Raw genomic sequence first — 21,582 nt, 5'->3', positions numbered from 1 at the left:
TTGCAGGCGGCCGCCGCCGGGAGGCCGGCTCAGCCCGCGCGGCTGCTCAGCCCGCGGCGCCAGCGGCGGCGGCGACCGCCCAGCCGTGCGGCCCGACCACGAGGGTGTCGCCGTCGAGTCCGGCGTCCCGGCCGGCCAGGAGTGCGCCCGGCGCGGGGTCGGCGACGCGGAGCTCGTCGTCGGTGAGGTTGAGGGCCACGATCAGCCGGTCGTCTGATCCTGCGCCCGTCATCTCGAGGACGAGGAGCCCGTTGCCGACCGATGCCGTCCGGCTCCGCGCGGTGTGCAGCCACGGGTGGCGCCGCCGCAGGCCGATCAGGAGCTGGTGCAGCGCCAGGACGTCCGGCGCGGCATCGACGACGCCGGCACCCGGCGCTCCGCTCGGTGCCGACGGGAACGCCGGACGGACGGCGTCGTCGCCGCCGAACCGCTCCTCCTTCACGGCGCGGAGTCCGAGCTCGTCGCCGTAGTAGACGGTCGGGGTGCCCCCGAGGACGAAGAGCAGGACGATCGCGTGGTCGTGGTGGCGGTCGTCGTCGATCTGGCTGGCGATGCGGGTGACGTCGTGGTTGCCGACGAACGTGAGCGGGACGAAGTGCTCGAGGAAGCCGTTGTGCCGCGTCAGCGACCAGTCGAGCTCGTGGAGGTTGACCTCCTGCAGGGAGTGCCAGACGCCCTGCCACAGCTCGTACTGCGTGACGCTGTCGAGGCCGCCGTCGCGCACCGCCGCGACGTAGTCGCCGTGCAGCACCTCGCCCACGACGTACACGTCGGGGTGGAGTCGACGGAGCGGCGGCAGCACCGTCGCCCAGAACCCGGACGGGACGGCGTAGGCGGCGTCGAGACGCCAGGCGTCCGCCCCGCGGTCGGACCAGTACGTCAGGACCTCGGTCACCAGCCGCGCGACCTCCGGCGACCCGTGGTCGAGCGCGACGAGTCCGCCGTGCCCCTCGAAGGTCGCCAGGCTGCCGTCCGGCTCCCGCCGGAACAGGCGTGCAGCCTCCGCGCCGGGATCACGGCGCGCTTCGACGAGTGCGGGGAAGGCGGGACCGACGTGGTTGAAGACCCCGTCGAGCATGACCCTGACGCCCTTGGCGTGAGCGGCCTCGATCAGCGCGACCAGGTCGGCCTCGGTCCCGAGTCGCGGGTCGATCGTGAACCAGTCGGTGGTGTCGTACCCGTGCGTCGACGACTCGAACACCGGTCCGAGGGCGAGCCCGTTGGCGCCGAGCGCGAGGAGGTGGTCGAGCCAGGGCACGAGGTCCAGGAGGCGCGGTGCCGGCGAGCGGTCGGTGCCGGTGGTGTCCGCTCCCACGAACCCGAGGGGATAGACGTGCCACCACACGACGTGCTCGGTCCAGTCCACGTCTCGATAGTAGAGGTGCCGCCTGGAGCATCGGCCGGGCCGCGGTCCGACACGACTCAGACCGCTCCCGGGCGCGTGCGGTTCACTGGCGGCCCGCGGTCGACCGGCCGCCCGCGGTGGCTCGGCCGCCCGCGGTGGCTCCGCCGCCGCTTCCCCACCGAGGAGGAGCCATGCCGAGCACGAGAGTCAGGACCCTGGCGCTGATCGCCGCGATCGCGGGGGTCGTCGGCCTCGCCGGCTGCACCGACGACAGCGGCAGAGGCGACGACGGCTCCGCGGCTCCGCGGGCGTCCCTGAAGGCGCCTGGCGGCCTCGCGACGGGGGAGCGGGCGCCGGTCGGCACGCCCCGCGACGTCGTCACCGGCCTCGAAGCCCCGTGGTCGGTGGTGCTCTCCGGCGACACCCCGCTGGTCAGCGAGCGCGACTCCGGGTCGGTCCTCGAGATCCGGCCGGACGGCTCCACCCGGGAGGTGGGCGTCGTCGACGGCCTCGCCGCGGGCGGTGAGGCCGGACTCCTCGGGCTGGCCGTGCGCGGCGACGACCTCTACATCTACTCGACCGCCGACGACGGCAACCGCATCCAGCGCTACCCGCTCCGCGGCTCGGCGGGCGGCCTCTCGCTCGGCGACCCGACGACGATCCTGGACGGCCTCCCCTCGAACACGTTCCACGACGGCGGACGGATCGCCTTCGGCCCCGACGGCATGCTGTACGCCTCGGTAGGCGACGCGGGGGTGAGCGAGAACGCGCAGGATCGCGACTCCCTCGCCGGCAAGATCCTCCGGATGACTCCGGACGGCGGCGTCCCGAGCGACAACCCCTTCGACGGCTCGCTCGTCTACAGCCTCGGCCACCGCAACGTGCAGGGGCTCGGCTGGGCGAGCGACGGCACGATGTTCGCCTCCGAGTTCGGCCAGGACACCTGGGACGAGCTCAACGTCATCCGCGCGGGCGGCGACTACGGCTGGCCGGAGGTCGAGGGCGAGGGCGGCGGCTCGCGCTTCATCGATCCGGTGCAGCAGTGGTCCACCGACGAGGCGAGCCCGAGCGGGCTGGCCGTCGTGGGCGACACGGTCTTCATCGCCAACCTGCGCGGCGAGGTCCTGCGCGGCATCCCCGTCTCCGATCCGTCGTCCTCGCGCGAGTACTTCGACGACGACTTCGGCCGTCTGCGGACCGTGCTCGAGGGTCCCGACGGCACCCTCTGGTTCGTCACCAACAACACCGACGGCCGCGGATCACCCGGCGCCGGCGACGACAGGATCGTGTCGGTCGACCTCTCCTGAGCCGCAGCGCGTCGAGGACGAGGGTCGCGCCGCGCCTGCGAGACTGACGGCCTCATGCGTTCCTTCCTGCTCCGCGCACGCGAATCCTTCTGGTTCCTCCCAGCCCTGTTCGGCCTCGCCGCGGTCGGGCTCGGGGAGGGGCTGGTCGCTCTCGATCGAGCTCTCGTGGGCGATGGCGCCGCGGACACCGCCTTCCTCGGCGACCTGAGCGCCTCCGGCGGACGCAGCATCCTCACCATCATCGGCTCTTCGATGCTCACCGTCGCCGGCACGTCCTTCTCGATCACCATCTCCGTGCTGGCCACGACGTCCTCGACCTACGGGCCACGGCTCGTCCGGAACTTCCTGGCCGATCGCGCCAACCAGATCGTCCTCGCGGTCTTCACGGCGACCTTCGCGTACGCACTGGTGGTGCTCCGGTCTGTCCGATCGCCGGGCGACTCCGGCGTCGGATTCGTCCCGACGATCTCGATCCACGTGGCAGTGCTGGGCGGGCTGATCGACGTCGCCTTCCTCGTCTTCTTCATCCACCACATCGCCGACTCCGTGCAGGTGACCACGCTTCAACGGCGAGTGCAGGTCGACCTCGAGAACGCCGTGGAGCGCATCTTCCCGGCCGAAGGCCCGGAGCCGAGCGATCAGGATCCCGCAGTCCCGGATCCGGCATCGTTCGTCCACGCGGTCCGGCTCCGAGGTCGCAGCGGCTACGTCGAGCAGATCGACTTCGACAGGCTGGTCCTCGCCGCTGTCGAGCACGACTGCGTCGTGGACGTGACGGCCATGCCGGGTGCTCACCGGATCGAGGGGGAGCCTCTCGTGCGCTGCACGGCGGTCGAGGACGCGGACGCCGTCGACCGGGTCGTGCGCAGTGTGTTCTCACTCGGCCCTGCGCGGACACCGTTCCAGGACATCGGGTTCGCGTTGCAGCAGCTCGTCGAGGTGGCCGTCCGAGGGCTCGCCTCCGGGAGCAACGACCCGTACACGGCGGTCACGGCACTCGATCTCGCAGCGTCGGCCCTCGTGCCCCTCTGGTCGCGGCCGGAAGCACCCGCTGAGCTGCGTGACGACGAGGGCCGGCTTCGGGTCGTCGTCCACTGGCCTCAGTCGTCGGCGCTCCTCGCAGACGTCTTCGACGCCATCGAGACGTACGGCACGGAGCATCCTGTCGTCGTGCAGGCCGCGCTCGGGCTCGCCGATCGACTCCGCACAGCGGCACCCGGCCGGTCCGCTGCCCTGCCGGCGGCCGTCGCCCGACTGAGGTCCGCGGCCCTGGCCTGAGGGGCGCCCGAGTGACGGAGCCCGACGGCTCTGGTCGGCGGTGTGCAACGACCTGTCGGTCGACCTCTCTTGAGCGCCTAGTCGCCCTCGAGCCGCAGCAGCAGCGCGCGGAGGGTCGCCCGCTCGCCGGGGTCGAGGTGTGTCAGGAAGCTCTCGTTCACCGCGGTGGCGAGGCGGCGCGACGACGCGAGCAGGGTCGCTCCTGCCGGGGTGAGATCGACGTAGCGCTTCCGGCGGTCGAGCGCGTCGGTGCGGCGCGTGATCAGCCCTGCCGACTCGAGGCGGCCCAGGATCTCGGTCAGCGTCGCCTTGGTGGTCGACGACGCGACGGCGAGAGCGGTCTGCTCGGAGCCCGGCACCTCGTCGATGGCGCGCAGGACCGCGTACTGCGGCTTCGTCACGGGCACGCCGGCCTCCTGCCAGCGCGCGGTGTGCTCCTGCACGACGCGGCGCATGACGTGGAAGAACTCGTCGTGGAGCATGCGGCCTTGCCTCTCGGTGATCCTGCGCCTACTGTAGTTCGTACACGAACGACATGGGAAGAGGGCAGGATGACGTCGACGCCGGGCTCGGCCGGAACACTCGGCGACTGGCTCCGCTCGACGATCCAGGTCAACGGCCACGACCGCGCGCACTGGGTCGCCCTCCGCGCCGCCTTCTCCCTCGCCGTCCCGCTCGTGATCGTGGCGTCGCTCGGCCACCTCGACTGGTCGCTGTTTGTCGCCTTCGGCGCCTTCTCGTCGGTCTTCGGCCGGCACCAGACGTATCGCGACCGGGCCCGCATGCAGCTCGGCGCGGGCGCCGCCCTCGTCGGCAGCATCACGCTCGGCACCGCCGTGGGCGCCATAGCGGCCGGCTCCCTGCTGGCGGTCGCCGCGATGACGGTGGCGTCGGGCATCGGGTTCCTGCTGTCGCGGAAGAACGGCTGGCTCCCGATGGGGTCGCTGTTCTTCGTCTTCGCAGCGGGTGCGACGTCGTCGTTCGCGCAGCCCGCCTCGAACATCCCGCTGGCGTTCGCCCTGTGCTCGGCGACGGTCCTGTTCTCGGCCGGCGTCGGCCAGCTCGGGCGCTTCACGGCTCTCGGGCGCTCCGGCCGCAAGACGCACGGCCCCGCGGTCCTCACGATGCGCGAGCTCCTCGGCGCACCCGGCATCCGACTCGACACCCTGCGCTTCGCCGCGGGCCCGCTCGTGGCGGGCGGCATCGCCACCCTCGTCGGCATCGGACACCCTTACTGGGCTGCGGTCTCGGCGACCGTGCCCCTCGTCGGGACGAACCTCGGCGCGCAGTTCAGCCGCGCCGCCCAGCGCTTCGTCGGCACGGTGATCGGCGTCGTCCTTGCGCTCGCGATCCTGCTGCTCGACCCGTCCGACGTCGTCCTGCTCGCCGTGGTGATCGTCCTGCAGGGCGTCGCCGAGCTGCTCGTGCTCCGCAACTACGGGCTGACGGTGATCGGCATCACCCCGCTGGCGCTGATCCTGTCGCACCTGGCCTCGCCGATCGCCGTCGACCGGCTCGCCACCGACCGCGCCGTCGAGACGACCATCGGCGTACTCGTCGCGATCGTCATCATGCTGGTGACACACCGGCGGCACGCGGCCGCCGTGTCAGGAGGAGGACACCCGTGACCGAGAACGCCGTGACCGGGATCGACTGGGCAGCAGGCACGTGGACGACCGAGCCCGAGGCCGTCGTCGTCGACGGCGACGGCATGCGCGTGACGGCCCGCGCGGGCAGCGACGCCTGGCGGATCACCTCCTACGGATTCGTCCACGACACCGAGCACGCCCTCGTCGCACCGCTGCCGCAGGGCGCCGCCGTCGAGGTGACGTTCCTCTGCGACTTCTCGGCGCAGTTCGACCAGGCGGGGGTCTTCGCCCGGGTCGACGCGTCCACCTGGATCAAGGCCGGCGTCGAGCGCAGCGACGGCGTCGAGAGCATGGGCGCGGTCGTGACCCGGGGCGTGTCCGACTGGTCGCTGGCGCCGGTCCCCGACTGGTCGGGCCGCCTCGTCACGGTCCGGGCGAGCCGGTCCGGGGACGCCCTGACGATCCGCGCGCGGGTCGACGACGAGCCGTGGCGGATGGTCCGCGTCGCTCCGCTCGATGCCGACGCCGCCGTCGAGGCGGGCCCGTTCTGCTGCGCCCCCACCCGCGAGGGCCTGACCGTGCTGTTCACCGCCTGGCGCCTGACCGACGCCGACGAGGGGCTGCACCCGGAGGAGTGAGACGGGGCGAGTGAAGCCCGGCGCTCTCAGCCCGGGGGCCCTCAGCCCTGGCGCGCTCAGCCCTGGCGTCTGGCAGCGGTGTCGAGCGCGGCGCGGGCCTCGGCGACGATCGCGGCGTCCGTGACCGAGTGGGCCGCGGCATCCTGCGCTCCCAGGGCGGGCCGAGTGCCGGAAGTCGGCGCGGCGGTGACGGTGCGCTTGGCCGAGAGGTGCACGGCGTCGACACCGACGCCGACGAGGAGCGGGATGTCGGCGATCGTGACGCCGCCGCCCGCCATGACCTCGATGCCCGAGCCGGAGTCGACGAGGCGCCTGAGCGTCTCGAGGCCGAGGCCCGCTCGGCTCGCCCCGCCCGAGGTGAGGACGCGGTCGATCCTGCTCTCCGCCGGGAGCCCCGCCAGGTCGGCGAGAGCCAGCACCGGATCGGAGCTGTGGTCGAGGGCGCGGTGGACGGTGACCCGGATCGCAGGATGCTCGGCGCGCGCGAGGGCGGCGAGGCGCGCGACGGCCGGGCGGTCGATCCTGCCGTCCCGGGTCAGCGCCCCGACGACCACGCCGGCGGCCCCGCTCCGGATCGCAGCCCGGAGCTCGCGCTCCGTCAGGGCCAGCTCGTCGGCGTCGTAGACGAAGTCGCCCGGCCTCGGCCGGACCAGGACGTGCACGGCGACACCCGTCTCGACCGCCGCCTCGATCAGGCCCTGGGAGGGAGTGACCCCGCCCAGCTCGAGGGCGGCGCAGAGCTCGACGCGGTCGGCTCCTCCGCGAAGGGCGGTGCGGGCTCCCGCGGGGGGAGGCGACGGCGATCTCGAGGGCGGGCATGCCCTCACTCTGCCGCACCGGCGGGTGCCAGGAGCGCAGGATCAGTCGTCGGTGCTCTTCTCGCACGAGAGCGCCTGCTTCGCCCCGGAGGAGTCGGCGCTGAACGAGCTCGGGGCGGCGGTGCTCGACGACGACTGCGTCTGCGCGTCGTCGTTGAGGGCGTAGAGGGTGCCGTCGAAGTCCGTGAGCGTCGGGTCGCCCTTCGTGGCCCAGAGCCCGACGACCTTCGAGAGGGTGGCGTTGTCGCCGAGGGGAGCGGCGACGTACCAGCCGCCGTCGCTCTTGTAGGTCCAGCCGACGCGGGCCGGGCCGTTGGAGGAGACGTCGCTGAGCTTCTGCAGGACCGCGTCGGAGGCGAGGCCGCAGGCGTTCTTGTTCGCCTGGGCGGGGTTCGTGCGGTTGTCCGACGAGCCCGGGTCGTCGGCGGACGGGTCCTGGTTCTGGGCCCCGCCGACGCAGCCGCTCAGGAGGAGGACGGACGCGAGGGAGATGCCGAGGGCCGGGACGACCTTGGCCGTGATGAGCTTCATCGGGTCGATGGTAGGTGCGCTCCGGGCGGTCGGTGGCGGGTTGACTGCAGCGGCCGGTGCGCCTAGTCTCGGCCGCTGCTCGCCCGGACCGGACCGGACCGGCCCCGGAGACGGAACAAGCCCGGACGGAACAAGCCCGCCGGCGCATCGTCGCGCCGTCGGGCTTGTCGCCGGGAGAGTGATCGTCAGCAACCCGTATCGCAGAGTCGCCGGTCATGCTCGCCCTGGTGGACCGTGATCCCCTCCAGGAGAGTAACCCCGGCCGGGCGGCCGTGCCCATCCTCCTCAGGGATGATCTGCGGGCCGCAGGGCTACATCGCGACGAGGACCTTCAGTGCCTCGCGGGCCGCCATCGCGCGGTACCCCTCCGGCACCTCCTCGATGCCGATCGTCCGGTCGAAGACGCGGCCCGGCTCGATGGTCCCGTCGAGGACGAGCGGCAGCAGCTCGTCGATGTAGGCGCGGGCCGGGGCCACTCCGCCGGTCAGCGTGAGGTTGCGCAGGAACTCGCGGCGCCCGAAAGCGATCGTCGGATCCTGCGGCACCCCGACCCGGCTGATGACGCCGCCGTCGCGGACGACCCTGATCGCGGTGTCGACCGCCTGCGGGAGGCCGACGGCCTCGAGGACGACGTGGGTGCCGTCGCCGCCGGTCAGCTCGAGGACGCGCGCGACGCCCTCCTCGCCGCGCTCGGCGACGACGTGGGTGGCGCCGAACTCGAGGCCGAGGTCGGTGCGGTCGGTGTGGCGGCCCATCAGGATGATCTCCGTCGCGCCGACGAGCTTCGCCGCGATCACGCCGCAGAGACCCACGGCGCCGTCGCCGATGACGGTCACCGACTGGCCGGCCGAGACGCGGCCCATCTTCGCAGCGTGGAAGCCGGTCGACATGACGTCGGAGAGGCTCAGCAGCCCGGGGATCAGCTTCTCGTCGAATCCGGCGGGCACGACGACGAGCGTCCCGTCGGCCTTCGGCACGCGGACCCGCTCGCCCTGGCCGCCGTCGACGCCGGGGCCGCCCCAGCTCTCGCCGTGGCGGCACGAGGTCTGGAGGCCCTCGCGGCAGAAGTCGCAGACGCCGTCCGAGACCACGAACGGCGCGATGACGAAGTCGCCGACCGCGACGCCCGACACCTCGGCGCCGACCTCCTCGACCACTCCGACGAACTCGTGGCCCATCCGGGAGCCGTGCTCGCTGGGCTTCTTCGACGCGTACGGCCAGAGGTCGCTGCCGCAGATGCAGCCGGCGACGACCCGCACCACGGCGTCGGTCGCTTCGCGGAGTGCAGGATCGGCGACGGTCTCGACGCGCACGTCGCCTGCCGCGTACATCAGTGCTGCTCGCATGGGGTGGTTCCTCTCGTCCTGCGCCGATTCGTCCGGTGGCGGGGTCGGCCGCGGCGCCTCGGCGACCCGCGGCGCCTCGACGACCCTACCTGCGGGTCGCCCGGAGGAGGCCGGACGAGCGGCGCTCGAGGTCGGCGAGGGCCCGCACGGTCTCGGGATCCTGCTGCCGCCACCTCTCGACCACGTCCGGGCCCAGCCCGGCGGCCCGGTCGCGCGTCACCAGCGCCCGGAGGGCCATCAGCTCCTCGCCGCCGGGCCTCCGGTCGAGCCGCCGCGCTGCCGACGCCGAGCGGATGAAGCCGCCCCGGTAGCGGAGCCACACGAGCACGAGCAGCAGGATCACGACGACAGCCACGCCCGTCCCGACCTGGTGGGCCAGGCGGATCGTCTCGTCGTGCTGCTGCCGGCCGGCGGCGGCGATGGACGCGGCGCTCCTGCTGGCGTCGCGGAGGGGCCGGCTCACGGCCTTGCCCGCGAAGGGGATCCTGCCGATCGCCGTGGCGGCCCGGCTCAGCTGCTCGTGGAACGCCGACCCCTGGTCGTGCACCCGGGTCCCGATACCGGCCAGGCCGCTGATCGAGGCGGTCACGGCCCGACCCAGGAGGACGGCGACCACGATGCCCGCCACCACCACGAGGTCCAGGACGATCTGCCCGACGAGACGGACCGGGCGCGCGTCGTAGAGAACCATCTGCTCCTCCTGCGTTGTCAGGGCCGGTTCGAGCCGGCGATGTGGATCTCGACGAGCCCGGACGCCCGGAACGGTGCCAGCTGGGCATCCGTGGCGCCGTCGTCGGTCACGAGCGACCAGGGTCGATCGAGGAGGGTCCACCAGTGCGACGACTCCACGCCGAGCTTGCTCGAGTCGGCGAGGACGTAGAGGTCGCGCGCCCGCTCGACCATCACGCGCTTCAGAGACGCCTGCTCCGGGGTCTCCTCGCAGAGCCCCAGCGTGGCCGACACTCCGTCGGCGCTCAGGAACGCGACGTCGGCGGTGATCTCCGACATGACCCTCTCCGCGAACGGGCCGATGAAGCCCGAGCTGATGTGCCGCAGGCGCCCGCCGGACACGATGAGGTCGATGCCGGAGCTGTGCTCCAGGACGGTCGTGGTCGTCAGCCCGTTCGTGACGACCGTGATGCCCTCACGGAACATCAGGTTCTTCGCGAGCGCGCCGACGGTGGTCCCGGCGTCGAGCACGGCGATCTGGCCCGCCTCGACGAACGCGCTCGCGAGTCGCCCGATGGCGAACTTCTGCTCCACCGCGATCGACTCGCGCTCGCGGAGGCTCCGCTCCGGCCCGCCGGACGTGCGGGCTCCTCCGTAGGTGCGGACGATGTCGCCGCTCTTCGTCATCGCCTCGAGGTCGCGCCGGATCGTCGACGGGGAGACCGAGAAGGCCGCTGCCAGGTCGTCCACCGCGATGGGCTTCTCCTGCAGCAGGTGACCGATCTCTCGTCGACGATCCCGGGCGTTCACGTCAGGCGTCGCCGGAGCGGTCGGGGGAGAGGTCGCCGGCCTGACGGAGCGCTTCGAGCAGCGGTTCGTGGTCCACGATGTCCTTTCCGGCGATGTCGAACGCCGTCCCGTGGTCGACCGAGGTGCGCACGAAGGGGAGCCCGACGGTGACGTTCACACCGTTCTTGAGGCCGAGCACCTTCACGGGGATGTGGCCCTGGTCATGATACTGGGCGACGACGAGGTCGTAGTCGCCGCGACTGGCCAGCATGAAGAGCGTGTCCGCCGGGAGGGGACCGACGACGTCCATGCCCTCTGCGCGTGCCCGGTCGACACCCGGCTGGACCTTGGCAGCCTCCTCGCCGTTGCCGAAGAGCCCGTTCTCGCCGCCGTGCGGGTTGATCGCGGCGACAGCGACCCGGGGGTTCTCCATCCCCGACTTCACGAGGAGGTCGTGCCCCCGCGCGATGGTGCGGTAGACCCGGTCTCCGTCGATCCTGGCGATCGCGTCGACGAGGCCGAGGTGCGTCGTGACGTGGATGACCCGCATGTTCGGGGCCGTCAGCATCATGGAGACCTCCTTCACGCCGGCGAGCTCGGCCAGCATCTCGGTGTGACCCGGGAAGGCGTGGCCGGCGAGGTGGAGGGCCTCCTTGTTCAGCGGGCCCGTGCAGATCGCGTCGATCGAGCCGGCCATCGCCAGCTCGACGGCCTTCTGGATGAAGAGGAACGCGCCGTGACCGGCCTCCGCGGAGAGCCGGCCCCACGGGAGGTCCTCCGGGATGCAGTCGATGTCGATGATGTCGATGACCGCCGGGTCGTCGACGATGTCCGACGGGTCGGTGATCGCCCGGAGCTCCAGAGGACTGGAGACGACGTCCATGGCCAGTCGGAGTCGGCGCAGGTCTCCGATGACGAAGATCTTCCCGCGCTCGCGGATGTCGGGATCGGCCATGGCCTTGGCGATGATCTCGGGTCCGACGCCGGCGGCGTCGCCCATGGTGATCGCGATGATCGGTTTCATTGTGTCTTCCTTACTCTTCGTTCAGAGGGTCGCGCAGGGATCGTGCGATCCGAGCGAGGGTGTGGGTGTCGCCGAAGGCGCCGGCCTTGGTCACGAGCAGCGGACCGACGTCGGGATGGCTGCTGAGGACGACGCCGGGCTCGAGGGCTCCGTGGACGCGGAGCCGGTCGATCTGCAGGGTGTCGAGAACCGCACGGGCGGTCTCTCCGCCGGTCAGGACGAGCGCTCCGAACAGGTGGGCGTTCCGGCTCGCGGTCGCAGCGAGGGCCGCGGCCACGTCGAGCGCGTTGTCCTTCTCGATCGGAGCGAGCAGCTCGGGCGTGAGGACGACGTCGCCTCCGATGCCGAGGTCCTCGAGCAGCGGAACGAGACCGCCGTCGGTGAGACGCGCGACCTCCACGAGGGTGGCGCCGCTCCTCACCAGCTCGTCGACCTGCGACCGGGCGACTCCGGAGTAGCTCCCGACGACGATCAGCACGCGCTCGGCCCCGCCTCGGGAGGGAGCGGGGGTGAGGCCGTCGCTGCTCTCGCGGAGCATGTGGGCAGCGAGACCGCCGGATCCCGTCGGCAGGCACGTCCCGGTCAGCAGCTCGGTCGCGCGGGCGATGCGCTCCAGGTCGTCGTCGTCCACGGCATCGACCACGACCGCGTCCAATCCGTCGGCCCGAGCACGCTCGAGGTCGGCGGCCAGGTGCTCGGCAGTGTCCTCTGCGCGAGGCCGGAGGACACCCACGCGGAGTCCTGCCTCACGGAGTGCGTGAGCGACGTCGCCTCCGTGACGGCCTGCCGCGTTCGGTGCGCCGTCGATGTGGACGATCCCCCCGACGGTCGTCCGGCCGGTGGCCGGGAATGCCGGCGCGACGACGGCGAGGCCGCGATCCTGCCCGCCGAGCGCTGCGAGAGCCGCGGCCACCTCGACGCCGATGTGTCCGCGGAGGAGCGAGTCGATCTTCTTGAAGACGGGCCGCTGCTGGGCGAGAGAACGGTGCACGGCGGCGGCGACTCTCTCCGCGGCGCCCTCGGGGGAGAGGTAGCGGCTCTCGGTGTCGACCGCCACGATGTCGGCCGTCGGCCAGCACGCCGCGGAGTCCAGCACGATGGCGCTCGACCTGCCCCCGTACGATCCGGCCGCGTCGGCCGCACCCGTCAGGTCGTCGGCGATGATCGTGAGGGTTCCCGGGAGTGCGGTCACGCGGAGGTCCTCGATCCTGCAGGGACTCCCTCGGAGCCCGACTCGGAGCCCGACTCGGAGAGCGACACCGCGTCGCCTCGTCCGTGACGAGCGAGTCTCCGGGCGTACCAGGCGACGACGAGGGGCGTCCCGATGGACGTGACCACGATAGCCGCCGACACGAGCACCGTTGCGGGCCCGGCCGCCTCGCGGTAGGCGGGGTTGGCGGCTGCGACGAGCATCGGCACGGCGGCCGCGTTCCCGGCGGTCGACGACGCCGCGAGACCGCCGAGGCCCGTGCCGCCGGTGAGCCGGTCGACCAGGAAGAGCACGGCGCCGCCGAGGAAGAGGACGACGAGGCCCAGCAGCACGCCGACGAGACCGGCGCTCAGGACCGTCTGCAGGCTGATGCCGAAGCCGAGCGCGAGCCCGAAGAAGAAGATCAGCACGGGCGAGGCGGAGGAGAGGAACTTCCGCATCGCAGGATCGAGAGACCCGAGGAGCATGCCGAGGAGGAGCGGGATGACCGCGCCCACGAGGGTCTGCCACGGGAAGGCGGACAGTCCGGCCACGCCGAGGATGAGCATCGTGAGGAAGGGCCCGGACTCGATCGTCATGATCGAGTAGGCGGCGACGTCCTTCGGCTTCCCGTACTGGCCCATCAGGGCCATGTAGAGCCCGCCGTTCGTGTCGCTGAACGCGGCCACGAGTGCGAGTACCGACAGCCCGGCCAGCAGGCTGTTCTGCACGGGGAGCTCCGTCATGAAGCGCCCCGCGACGATGCCGATGACGACGGCGAGCAGGACCTTCGACCCGAAGAGCGCCCCGCCCTTCTTCAGGATGTACGGCGTCGCCCGGAGGTCGATGCTCGCGCCCATGCAGACGTAGAACACCGCGAGGATCGGCGTGCTCCCGGTGAGGAGCCCGCCGGTGAAGGAGCCGAAGAAGTCGGCCGTGCCGGGGGCGACCGTCGCGAGGACGGCGCCCGTGAGAAGGGGGATCAGCATCATGCCGCCGGGGACCTTCTCGATGGCGGCCTTGATGGGGACAGACATACGCAACCTCGTCGTTTCGTGTCGGAGCCGAAGGGACGGCCCCGTGAATCCAGTTTTGCACACACTGCGCAGCAGTGTGCGCAAATCACGCAAAAGCGAACGGCGCCGCCCGCCAGGTACTGCGGGGGCCTCCCGCACCGCGGGCCGGTGACGTACCGTGCTGTCGTGGACAACAAGAGCGACATCCGGGAGTTCCTCGCGACCCGCCGCGCGCGGATCACGCCCGAGCGCGCCGGACTCCCCGACTTCGGCGGCAGCCGCCGGGTGCCGGGGCTCCGTCGCGAGGAGGTCGCCCTGCTCGCGGGCGTCAGCGTCGACTACTACGTCCGCCTCGAGCGCGGCAACCTCGGGGGAGTGTCCGAGAGCGTCCTCGAGGCGCTGGTCCGCGCGCTGCAGCTGGACGACACCGAGCGCTCGCACCTGTTCGACCTGGCCCGCATCGCCAACGCGTCGGTGGGCACCCGCCGCCGGCCGGTGGCCAGCCGGGTGCGCCCCGGCGTCCTGCGCCTGCTCGAGTCGATCACGGCTCCGGCGTGGGTCCGCAACGGCAGGATGGACGTCCTCGCCACGAACACGATGGGCCGCGCCCTCTACTCGCAGGTGTTCGACTCGCCCGTGCAGCCGCCGAACACGGCGCGGTTCGCGTTCCTCGACCCGCGGGCCCAGGAGTTCTGGCCGGAGTGGGACAAGATCGTCGCCGACACGGTCGCCTCGCTCCGCAACGAGGCGGGCCGGACGCCGTACGACAAGGGGCTGACCGACCTCATCGGCGAGCTCTCGACCCGGAGCGAGATCTTCCGCACCCTCTGGGCCCAGCACGACGTGCACCAGCACCGCGCCGGCTGGAAGCGCCTGCACCACCCCGTCGTCGGCGACCTCGAGCTGAGCTACGAGGCGCTCCAGCTCGTCGCGGACGAGGGGCTGATCCTGCTCAGCTACAGCGCCGAGCCCGACTCGTCGTCGGCGGAGGGGCTGGAGCTCCTCGCGAGCTGGGCCGCCACCGAGGCCCGCGAGCGGCGAGACGCGCAGGATGCCCGGGAGGCCCTGGGCGCCTGAGCCTCGCGCGGGGCTCGGGTCGCCCGGCCGCGCGCCCTCGCCCGCACGTCTCTAGTGTCGAGGGGGTGAGAGCCTCCGACCTGACCATCTCCCTCCCGCTCGTCGACCGCGCCTCGAAGGCGTCGGACGCCGTGCGGATCATCGCCGAGCAGGACCTCATCGGGCTCGTCGTGGCCGACGCGTCGGGTGTGCCGAAGGCGGTGGTGTCGGCGATCGACGTCGCGCGTCTGATGCTCCCGCGCTACATCCGCGACGACCTGTCGCTCGCCAACGTCGTCGGGGAGTCGGGTGTCCGCGACCTCTGGGGCGAGCTCGCCGACCGGACCATCGGCGACGTCCTCGACGACGACGAGGTGCAGGCGCGCGCCATCCTGACCGTCGAGCCCGACGCCACGCTCGTGGAGGTCGCGGCCCGCCTCGTGGACGCGCGGACGCAGGTCTGCCGCGTGGTCGGCGACGACGGCGTCGACCACGGCTTCGTCACTCTGCCGCACCTCCTCGATGCCATCGTGGCGACGGTCGACGAGCGGGGCACCGCCGAGTGACCGTCCAGATCGTCCTCGCCATCGCGGTCTTCGTGACCGCGTACGTCTTCATCGCGACCGAGAAGCTGCCGCGAGTGCTCGTCGCCCTGGGCGGGGCCGCCCTGATGGTGATCATCGGCGCCACCGACGACGCGGCCGTGTTCTTCTCCGAGTCGACCGGCGTCGACTGGAACGTGATCTTCCTGCTCCTCGGGATGATGATCATCGTCGGCATCCTGCGCCAGACCGGCCTGTTCGAGTACCTCGCCATCTGGGCGGCGAAGCGGGCGGGCGGCAGACCGTTCCGGATCATGGTGATGCTCATCGTCATCACGGCGGTGCTGTCGGCGTTCCTCGACAACGTCACCACGATCCTCCTGATCGCCCCCGTCTCGCTGCTCGTCGCACAGCGGCTCGGCAAGTCGCCGGTGCCGTTCCTGCTCGCGGAGGTGTTCGCGTCGAACATCGGCGGCACCGCGACCCTCATCGGCGATCCGCCGAACCTCATCATCGGCAGCCGCGCCGGGCTCGGCTTCAACGACTTCGTGCTGAACCTCGCACCGATCATCGTCGTGCTCGTCGGCGTCCTGATCGTCCTGTGCCGGGTGCTGTTCCGCAGCACCTTCGCGTTCGACGAGTCGCGGGTCGACGACATCATGGCGCTCGAGGAGCGGGAGGCCATCCGCGACCGGTCGCTGCTCGTGAAGTCGCTCGTCGTCGTCGGGCTGGTGCTGGTCGGCTTCGTCACGTCGTCGCTGACCGGGCTCGAGCCGTCGATCGTGGCGCTCCTCGGCGCCGGCCTGCTCTTCCTGCTCGCGCGCCTCGAGCCCCGGAAGGTCTTCGGCGACGTGGAGTGGGAGACCCTGCTCTTCTTCGCCGGCCTCTTCATCATGGTCGGCTCGCTCGTGAACCTCGGGATCATCGACGCGGTCGGCAAGGCCGCGACCGAGGCCGTGGGCGACAACTACTTCGGAGCCGCCACCGCGCTTCTCTTCGGCTCGGCGATCATCTCCGGCGTCGTCGACAACATCCCCTACGTCGCGACGCTCGCGCCCCTGACGCAGGATCTCGTGCAGTCCGGCGGCGGTCCGGCCCGCGCGCTCTGGTGGGCCCTCGCGCTCGGAGCCGACCTGGGCGGCAACCTCACCGCGGTCGGGGCGAGCGCCAACGTCGTCATGACCGGCATCGCCAAGCGCAACGGCCACCCGGTCTCGTTCTGGACCTTCACGAAGTACGGCCTGATCGTGACCGGGGTGACCGTCGGGCTCTGCCTGCCCTACCTCTGGCTGCGGTACTTCCTCGGCTGACCGGCTGCGTCCTCGGCAGCAGCCTCCGCGGCAGCAGTCTCCGCGAGCGCAGCCTCCGCAGCCTCGGCCTCAGCACCCGAGATCGCCTCGCCGCGAGCGACCATGCCGGAGACGTCCGACAGCGGGATGTTCTTCAGGAACAGCGACAGCACGAAGGCGATCGCGATCAGCGGCACGAGGTACCAGAACACGGGGGCGAGCGAGTCGGCGTAGGCCGCGACCACGAGGTCGTGGACGGCCGACGGCAGCTTGTTCAGGGCCGCAGGATCGAGGGTCGCCGTGGCGGACGACGCGTCGGACGACGACGCACCCGCCTGCGTGAACACGTCGGTGAGCTTGTCGGTCAGCCGCGAGGTGAAGACCGCTCCGAAGACGGCGACGCCGAGGGCCGACCCGACCTCGCGGAAGTAGTTGTTCGTGCTCGTCGCCGTCCCGACGTCCTTCGCGGGCACCGAGTTCTGCACGACCAGGACGACGACCTGCATGATCGAGCCGAGCCCGGCACCGAAGACGAACAGGTAGACGCAGATCAGCCAGATCGGGGTGTCGGCGGTCAGGGTCGTCATGAGCACCATGGCGATGCCGACGAGGACGGTGCCGAGGATCGGGAACATCCGGTAGCGGCTGGTCTTCGTGATGACCTGGCCCGAGATGATCGACGTGCCGATGAGGCCCACCATCATCGGGAGCAGCAGGAGGCCGGACGCCGCCGCCGACGCCCCGGAGGCCATCTGCAGGAACGTCGGGACGAACGCGAGGGCCGCGAACATGCCGATCCCGAGCACGAAGCCGATCGCCGTGGCGATGACGAAGATGCGGTTCCGGAAGAACGACAGCGGGATGATCGGGTCGTCGGCCCGGTTCTCGACGAAGACGAACAGGCTCCCCGCGATCACGAGGCCGGCGCCGAAGAGCCAGGTCTCGGGCGCGCCCCAGCCGTGCTTCGCGTTGCCGCCGAACTCGGTGAAGAAGATGAGGCACGCGGTCGTGACCGACAGGAGGGCGACGCCCGCCACGTCGATCCTGCGGGTGGCGCGCTTGCTCGGGAGGGTCAGGGTGAACCAGGCGATCGCGAACGCCGCGATGCCGACAGGAATGTTGATGTAGAAGGCCCAGTTCCAGGTGAGGTGGTCGACGAAGAAGCCGCCGAGCAGCGGCCCGCCGACGGCCGCGAGTCCGAAGATGCCGCCGAGCGGCCCCAGGTACTTGCCGCGCTCGGACGCGGGCACGATGTCGGCGATGATCGCCTGCGACAGGATCATGAGTCCGCCGCCGCCGAGGCCCTGGATGGCGCGGAACACCACGAACATCCAGAAGTCGGTCGAGAACGCGCAGGCCGCCGACGCGACGGTGAAGATCGCGATGGCCAGGAGGAACAGGTTCCGGCGGCCGAGCACGTCGCCGAACTTCCCGTAGATCGGCATGACGATCGTCGTCGCGAGGAGGTAGGCGGTGGTGATCCAGGCCTGGTTCTCGACTCCGCCGAGCTGGCCGACGATCGTCGGCATGGCCGTCGACACGATGGTCTGGTCGAGGCTCGAGAGCAGCATGCCGGCGATCAGCGCGGCGAAGATGATCCAGATCCGGCGCTGCGTCAGGATCAGCTGCCCGTCGGCGGTCGATCCGCGCCTGGCTCGCGCCGCCTTCGCGGGTGTGCCGCCGCCGCTCGGGGTGACGGTCTTCTCGGTGGTCATGCGGTCTGCTCCTGGGGGGTCGAGGGCGGGGAGGCCGGGGAGGCCTGGTCGGTGAAGAGGGTGCGCGCGAGGGCGATCCGCTCGCGCAGGATCGCGGCGAACGGCCGTGCGTCGCCGCCGCGGAGCACGAGGTCGACGCTGAGCCGGGTCAGGGCCTCGAAGGCGACGGCCGCGACCTCGGCGGCCGCGCGATCCTGCGACGGATCGGACTCCACGAGGAGGTCGACGAAGCGGCGCTGCTCGGCTCGGCCGGTGAGGATCAGGGCCTGGATGAGGCGCGGCTCGCGCTGGATGGCCGTCAGGAGGTCGTCGAGGTCGGATGCGGTCGGGCTCATCGCCTCGAAGTGGGCGATGGCGAGCTCGGCGAGATCGTCGAGGAGGTGGCGTTGGTCGGCGTCCTCGGCCCGGCGGGCCGTCGTGAACGCGGCGATCAGGGCGTCGTCGAGGCCGTTCTCGATGCCGAGGACCGCCGACTCCTTCGTGGGGAAGTGGTTGAAGAAGGTGCGGCGCGAGATCCCGACGTCGTCGGCGAGCTGCTGCACGGTGAAGCCGGAGAGCCCGACCTCGGCCGTCAGCCGTCGGGCGCGCGTGACGAGCGCCGAGCGGGTGCGCGTCTTCTTCGGGATCATCCGATCAGAATTGCACTCTCCACTCGATAGTGCATCAGACCCCGGTACTACTTCCGGGTGAAGACCAGGTGCGTCACGCCGGAGGGCGATGCGGTCGTCTCGATGTCGAAGCGCTCCTCGACCCTCTCCAGGCCGGTCCAGAGCTGCTCGCCCCGGCCGAGGACGATCGGCACCACAGCGACGTGCAGGTGGTCGATCAGGTCTGCCTCGAGGAACTCCCGAACGGTCTCGACGCCGCCGCCGATCCGAACGTCGGTGTCGGGTGCCAGCGCGCGCGCCTCGGCGAGGGCCTCCCGAGGTGCGGCGTCGACGAAGTGGAACGTCGTGCCCTCGAGCGCGAGGGGCTCGCGAGGGTGGTGGGTCAGGACGACGACGGGCGTGTGGAACGGCGGCTCGTCGCCCCACCAGCCGATCCAGTCGTCGTCGGTCCACGGGCCGCGCTGCGGGCCGAACTTGTTGCGGCCCATGATCTCGACGCCGATGCCCGGACCCCAGGCGGAGGCGAACGACTCGTCGACGCCGGTGCTGCCGCCCTCCTGGCCCTGCATGGCGTGGAACGACCTCGTGCCCATGAACCAGCTCATCAGGCGGCCGTCGGCGTGGCCGAAGGGCTGCTCCATCGACTGGTCCGCCCCGGCTCCGTAGCCGTCCAGCGACACCGCGAAGTTGTGGACTCTGACCTTCGACACGTGCTGCCCCTCTCGGTGATCCGCTCGGCGCAACCCTAGGGCTCGTGGGCTCACGCGTCCAGGTCGAGTCGGGGAGCGGGAGCCGAGGCTCACCGCACCCGGCAGTCCCAGAGCGACAGGCCGGCCAGCGTGGTCGTGCCCTCGTAGCGCGAGTCGGGCACGAGAGAGCAGGATGCGGTCACCCAGGCCGTGATCCTGCCCGCCTCGGTTCGCCCTCCCGCCGATCCTGCACGCGGCGTCGAGCGAGACGGCAGCAGGAAGTAGCGGAGCGAGCCGTCCGCGACGCCGCGTCGCACCTCGCCGAGCGTGGGCGTCGGGATCGCTCCGGAGAACCCGCCGATCGACCGGACGTCGAGCCCGGCGGCGATGAGATAAGGCGCTGCCTCGAACCAGGACGTCGTCGTGAAGAGAGGGCCGCCGTCGATGTTCCGGCGGGTGAAGCGGACGAGGCTCTCCTGCTCCGGCGTGAGAGCGACGTCGGGGGCGGACCAGACCGGCGGCTCGACCCGGAAGCGGTCGAACGACTCGCGATCAGCCGGAGGGGCATCGGTCTGGAAGAAGAACCCCACCCGCTGAGGGCGCGGGCCGGCGTAGGCGTCGTTGGCCGTGCCGGCGAGCGCAGGATCGAGAGTCGACAGCGTCCAGACGGAGGGTGCGGCAACGAGGGCCGCCGCTCCCAGCGCCGTGGCGACCGTGACGACGAGGGCCAGGCCGCCTCGGGGTGCGCGGCGGGGTCGGCGGGCTCTCGGCAGCCGCGCCGAGACCAGGACCCGTGAGACCAGGACCCGCGAGAGCACGACCCGCGAGACCAGCACCCCCGCGAGCACCACGACCGCGAGGCCGCCGGTCAGCGCGACGACGGCGATCAGCCAGGTCGGCGCGACGGTGCTCTTCACCAGGAGCACGAGGCTCCACGCCGTCGAGACCCCCACGACCGCGAGGAGCGGGGCCGGTCGCCCCTGTCGGGCCGCGGCTGCGGAGTCGCGCAGCCCGATGGCCGCGAAGAGGCTCACTTGGACGCTCACCGCCGCCAGGTAGGCCGTGTGCGGGATCGCCGTGACGCTGAGGACCGCGACGGAGGTGACGAGCCAGCCGCCGAGGGCGATGGTCGTCGTGGCGGTGGCGTGATCCTGCGCCCGTCGACGCGGCGAGCCCACGAGTCCCGCGAGCGCCAACGGGAAGAACCAGCCGACCTGGGTGGCGAACGCCGGCTCGAGGAGCTTCAGCGGGCTGATCCCGTCCGAGCCGGGAGACAGCGTCGGGCTGTGGAACGTCGGCGCCGCCCCCGGGATCAGGCCGGGCACGAAGCGGTTCAGGCCGTTGTAGCCGAAGACCTGCGTGAACACGTCGTCCTCGCGGCTGCCGTCGAAGAACGGCCGCGACCCGGCGGGGATCAGCTGCATCACGGTCATCCAGGCGAGGGAGGCCACGATGACGACGCCGATCAGCAGGAGCCCCCGCTTGAGCCGCGACCGGAGCAGAGGCCGCCCGGCGACCAGGACGGCGACCACGAGCGCGGGCACGATGAACCACGCCTGCAGCATCTTCGCCTGGAAGCCGATCCCGACGACGATCCCGGCGAGCACGAGGTCTCTGACCCGACCGGTCTCGACTGAGCGCTGGAAGAAGACGAAGGCCACCGCGAGGCTCATCGTGAGGAGGCCGTCCTCCATCGTGTGGCCGAACATCGAGACCATCAGGGGCGTGACGGCGAAGGCCCCGGCGGCGAGGAGGCCGGTCCCCGGACCACGGAGACGACGACCGATGACGAACACCGCGACGATCGTCACGGCGCCCTCGACGACCTGCGGGAGCGCGAGCGACCACTCGTGGAACCCGAACAGCCGGGCCGAGAGGGCCTGCGGCACCAGGAATCCCGACAGCTTGTCGAGGGTGATGGTCGCCGCAGGATCGAATGACCCCGACCAGAACGCACCGCCGCTCACAGTCATGCTGTGTGCCGCCGAGGCGTAGAACTCGGAGTAGCCGGCCGTACCGAGGTTCCAGGTGGCGACGACGACGAAGCACGCGACGAGCGCGGCGAGGGCGAGGAGCCAGCGGGCTTCGTGCGGTCGAGTCACGCCGCCATGCTCGCATGAGCCTGCGGCCGTATCCGACCAGCT

At 71.6% G+C, this 21,582-nt stretch carries 21 protein-coding genes; 7 read left to right on the top strand and 14 right to left on the bottom strand.

Annotation, left to right across the window (positions count from 1 at the left end):
• Positions 1-46: 46 nt before the first annotated feature.
• The gene (locus ABD733_RS07775; protein WP_344794741.1) at positions 47-1,366 is read right to left on the bottom strand and encodes an alpha-amylase family glycosyl hydrolase; all 1,320 of its coding nucleotides are present in this window, start codon (positions 1,364-1,366) and stop codon (positions 47-49) included.
• A 170-nt stretch (positions 1,367-1,536) separates the two neighbouring features.
• On the opposite strand from ABD733_RS07775, the gene ABD733_RS07770 reads away from it, so the two are divergent.
• The gene (locus ABD733_RS07770) at positions 1,537-2,652 is read left to right on the top strand and encodes a PQQ-dependent sugar dehydrogenase (RefSeq protein ID WP_344794739.1); all 1,116 of its coding nucleotides are present in this window, start codon (positions 1,537-1,539) and stop codon (positions 2,650-2,652) included.
• A gap of 54 nt (positions 2,653-2,706) precedes the next feature.
• The gene (locus ABD733_RS07765) at positions 2,707-3,930 is read left to right on the top strand and encodes a DUF2254 domain-containing protein (RefSeq protein WP_344794737.1); all 1,224 of its coding nucleotides are present in this window, start codon (positions 2,707-2,709) and stop codon (positions 3,928-3,930) included.
• Positions 3,931-4,007: 77 nt separating this feature from the next.
• On the opposite strand, the gene ABD733_RS07760 is transcribed toward ABD733_RS07765, so the two are convergent.
• Positions 4,008-4,412: a MarR family winged helix-turn-helix transcriptional regulator gene (locus ABD733_RS07760; RefSeq protein WP_344794735.1), complete on the bottom strand. Its 405-nt coding sequence runs from the start codon at positions 4,410-4,412 to the stop codon at positions 4,008-4,010.
• Positions 4,413-4,481: 69 nt separating this feature from the next.
• Here ABD733_RS07760 and ABD733_RS07755 point away from each other — a divergent pair, with 69 nt between their 5' ends.
• Positions 4,482-5,558 carry an FUSC family protein gene (locus ABD733_RS07755; RefSeq protein ID WP_344794733.1) on the top strand — a complete coding sequence of 359 codons (1,077 nt, stop codon included), beginning with the start codon at positions 4,482-4,484 and terminating at the stop codon, positions 5,556-5,558.
• Positions 5,555-6,157, top strand: a complete 603-nt coding sequence (locus tag ABD733_RS07750) for a DUF1349 domain-containing protein (protein ID WP_344794731.1) — start codon at positions 5,555-5,557, stop codon at positions 6,155-6,157. The genes ABD733_RS07755 and ABD733_RS07750 overlap by 4 nt, the downstream gene beginning before the upstream one ends.
• A gap of 56 nt (positions 6,158-6,213) precedes the next feature.
• Here ABD733_RS07750 and ABD733_RS07745 read toward each other — a convergent pair whose 3' ends face one another.
• From ABD733_RS07745 to ABD733_RS07710, 8 genes are all read right to left on the bottom strand, one after another.
• Positions 6,214-6,984: a copper homeostasis protein CutC gene (locus ABD733_RS07745; protein WP_344794729.1), complete on the bottom strand. Its 771-nt coding sequence runs from the start codon at positions 6,982-6,984 to the stop codon at positions 6,214-6,216.
• A 33-nt stretch (positions 6,985-7,017) separates the two neighbouring features.
• Complete coding sequence (locus ABD733_RS07740) at positions 7,018-7,506, bottom strand: hypothetical protein (RefSeq protein WP_344794727.1); 489 nt, start codon at positions 7,504-7,506, stop codon at positions 7,018-7,020.
• Positions 7,507-7,817: 311 nt separating this feature from the next.
• Positions 7,818-8,852: a zinc-binding dehydrogenase gene (locus tag ABD733_RS07735; protein ID WP_344794725.1), complete on the bottom strand. Its 1,035-nt coding sequence runs from the start codon at positions 8,850-8,852 to the stop codon at positions 7,818-7,820.
• An 85-nt stretch (positions 8,853-8,937) separates the two neighbouring features.
• The gene (locus ABD733_RS07730; RefSeq protein WP_344794723.1) at positions 8,938-9,543 is read right to left on the bottom strand and encodes a hypothetical protein; all 606 of its coding nucleotides are present in this window, start codon (positions 9,541-9,543) and stop codon (positions 8,938-8,940) included.
• 17 nt (positions 9,544-9,560) lie between these two features.
• A complete protein-coding gene (locus ABD733_RS07725; protein ID WP_344794721.1) occupies positions 9,561-10,331 on the bottom strand; it encodes a DeoR/GlpR family DNA-binding transcription regulator in 771 nt (256 codons plus the stop codon).
• Position 10,332: 1 nt separating this feature from the next.
• Positions 10,333-11,334, bottom strand: coding sequence for a 4-hydroxythreonine-4-phosphate dehydrogenase PdxA (gene pdxA, locus ABD733_RS07720; protein WP_344794719.1), 1,002 nt, complete (start codon positions 11,332-11,334; stop codon positions 10,333-10,335).
• A 10-nt stretch (positions 11,335-11,344) separates the two neighbouring features.
• Positions 11,345-12,526: a four-carbon acid sugar kinase family protein gene (locus tag ABD733_RS07715; protein WP_344794717.1), complete on the bottom strand. Its 1,182-nt coding sequence runs from the start codon at positions 12,524-12,526 to the stop codon at positions 11,345-11,347.
• Positions 12,523-13,560: a 2-keto-3-deoxygluconate permease gene (locus ABD733_RS07710; RefSeq protein ID WP_344794715.1), complete on the bottom strand. Its 1,038-nt coding sequence runs from the start codon at positions 13,558-13,560 to the stop codon at positions 12,523-12,525. The genes ABD733_RS07715 and ABD733_RS07710 overlap by 4 nt, the downstream gene beginning before the upstream one ends.
• A 165-nt stretch (positions 13,561-13,725) precedes the next feature.
• On the opposite strand from ABD733_RS07710, the gene ABD733_RS07705 reads away from it, so the two are divergent.
• The 3 genes from ABD733_RS07705 to ABD733_RS07695 all read left to right on the top strand — a co-directional run bounded on the left by ABD733_RS07705 (position 13,726) and on the right by ABD733_RS07695 (position 16,447).
• Positions 13,726-14,616, top strand: coding sequence for a helix-turn-helix transcriptional regulator (locus ABD733_RS07705; RefSeq protein WP_344794712.1), 891 nt, complete (start codon positions 13,726-13,728; stop codon positions 14,614-14,616).
• A 65-nt stretch (positions 14,617-14,681) separates the two neighbouring features.
• A complete protein-coding gene (locus ABD733_RS07700; RefSeq protein WP_344794710.1) occupies positions 14,682-15,161 on the top strand; it encodes a CBS domain-containing protein in 480 nt (159 codons plus the stop codon).
• Positions 15,158-16,447 (top strand): ArsB/NhaD family transporter, encoded by a 1,290-nt coding sequence (locus ABD733_RS07695; protein WP_344794708.1) that lies wholly within the window; start codon positions 15,158-15,160, stop codon positions 16,445-16,447. Before ABD733_RS07700 ends, ABD733_RS07695 begins: the two co-directional genes overlap by 4 nt.
• Here ABD733_RS07695 and ABD733_RS07690 read toward each other — a convergent pair.
• The 4 genes from ABD733_RS07690 to ABD733_RS07675 form a co-directional block, all read right to left on the bottom strand.
• Positions 16,417-18,141 (bottom strand): MDR family MFS transporter, encoded by a 1,725-nt coding sequence (locus tag ABD733_RS07690; RefSeq protein WP_344794706.1) that lies wholly within the window; start codon positions 18,139-18,141, stop codon positions 16,417-16,419. The two genes, ABD733_RS07695 and ABD733_RS07690, sit on opposite strands and share 31 nt — an antisense overlap.
• Positions 18,138-18,770 (bottom strand): TetR/AcrR family transcriptional regulator, encoded by a 633-nt coding sequence (locus ABD733_RS07685; protein ID WP_344794704.1) that lies wholly within the window; start codon positions 18,768-18,770, stop codon positions 18,138-18,140. The genes ABD733_RS07690 and ABD733_RS07685 overlap by 4 nt, the downstream gene beginning before the upstream one ends.
• Before the next feature lie 47 nt (positions 18,771-18,817).
• A complete protein-coding gene (locus tag ABD733_RS07680; protein WP_344794703.1) occupies positions 18,818-19,459 on the bottom strand; it encodes a dihydrofolate reductase family protein in 642 nt (213 codons plus the stop codon).
• Between the two features lie 89 nt (positions 19,460-19,548).
• A complete protein-coding gene (locus ABD733_RS07675) occupies positions 19,549-21,540 on the bottom strand; it encodes an ArnT family glycosyltransferase (RefSeq protein WP_344794701.1) in 1,992 nt (663 codons plus the stop codon).
• Positions 21,541-21,582 lie beyond the last annotated feature (42 nt).

Source organism: Frondihabitans peucedani, from assembly GCF_039537585.1.
In the GTDB taxonomy this organism is placed as follows: Bacteria; Actinomycetota; Actinomycetes; order Actinomycetales; family Microbacteriaceae; genus Frondihabitans; species Frondihabitans peucedani.
The sequence above is the reverse complement of the archived record's forward strand: the minus strand, read 5'-3'. Positions and strand labels throughout refer to the sequence as shown.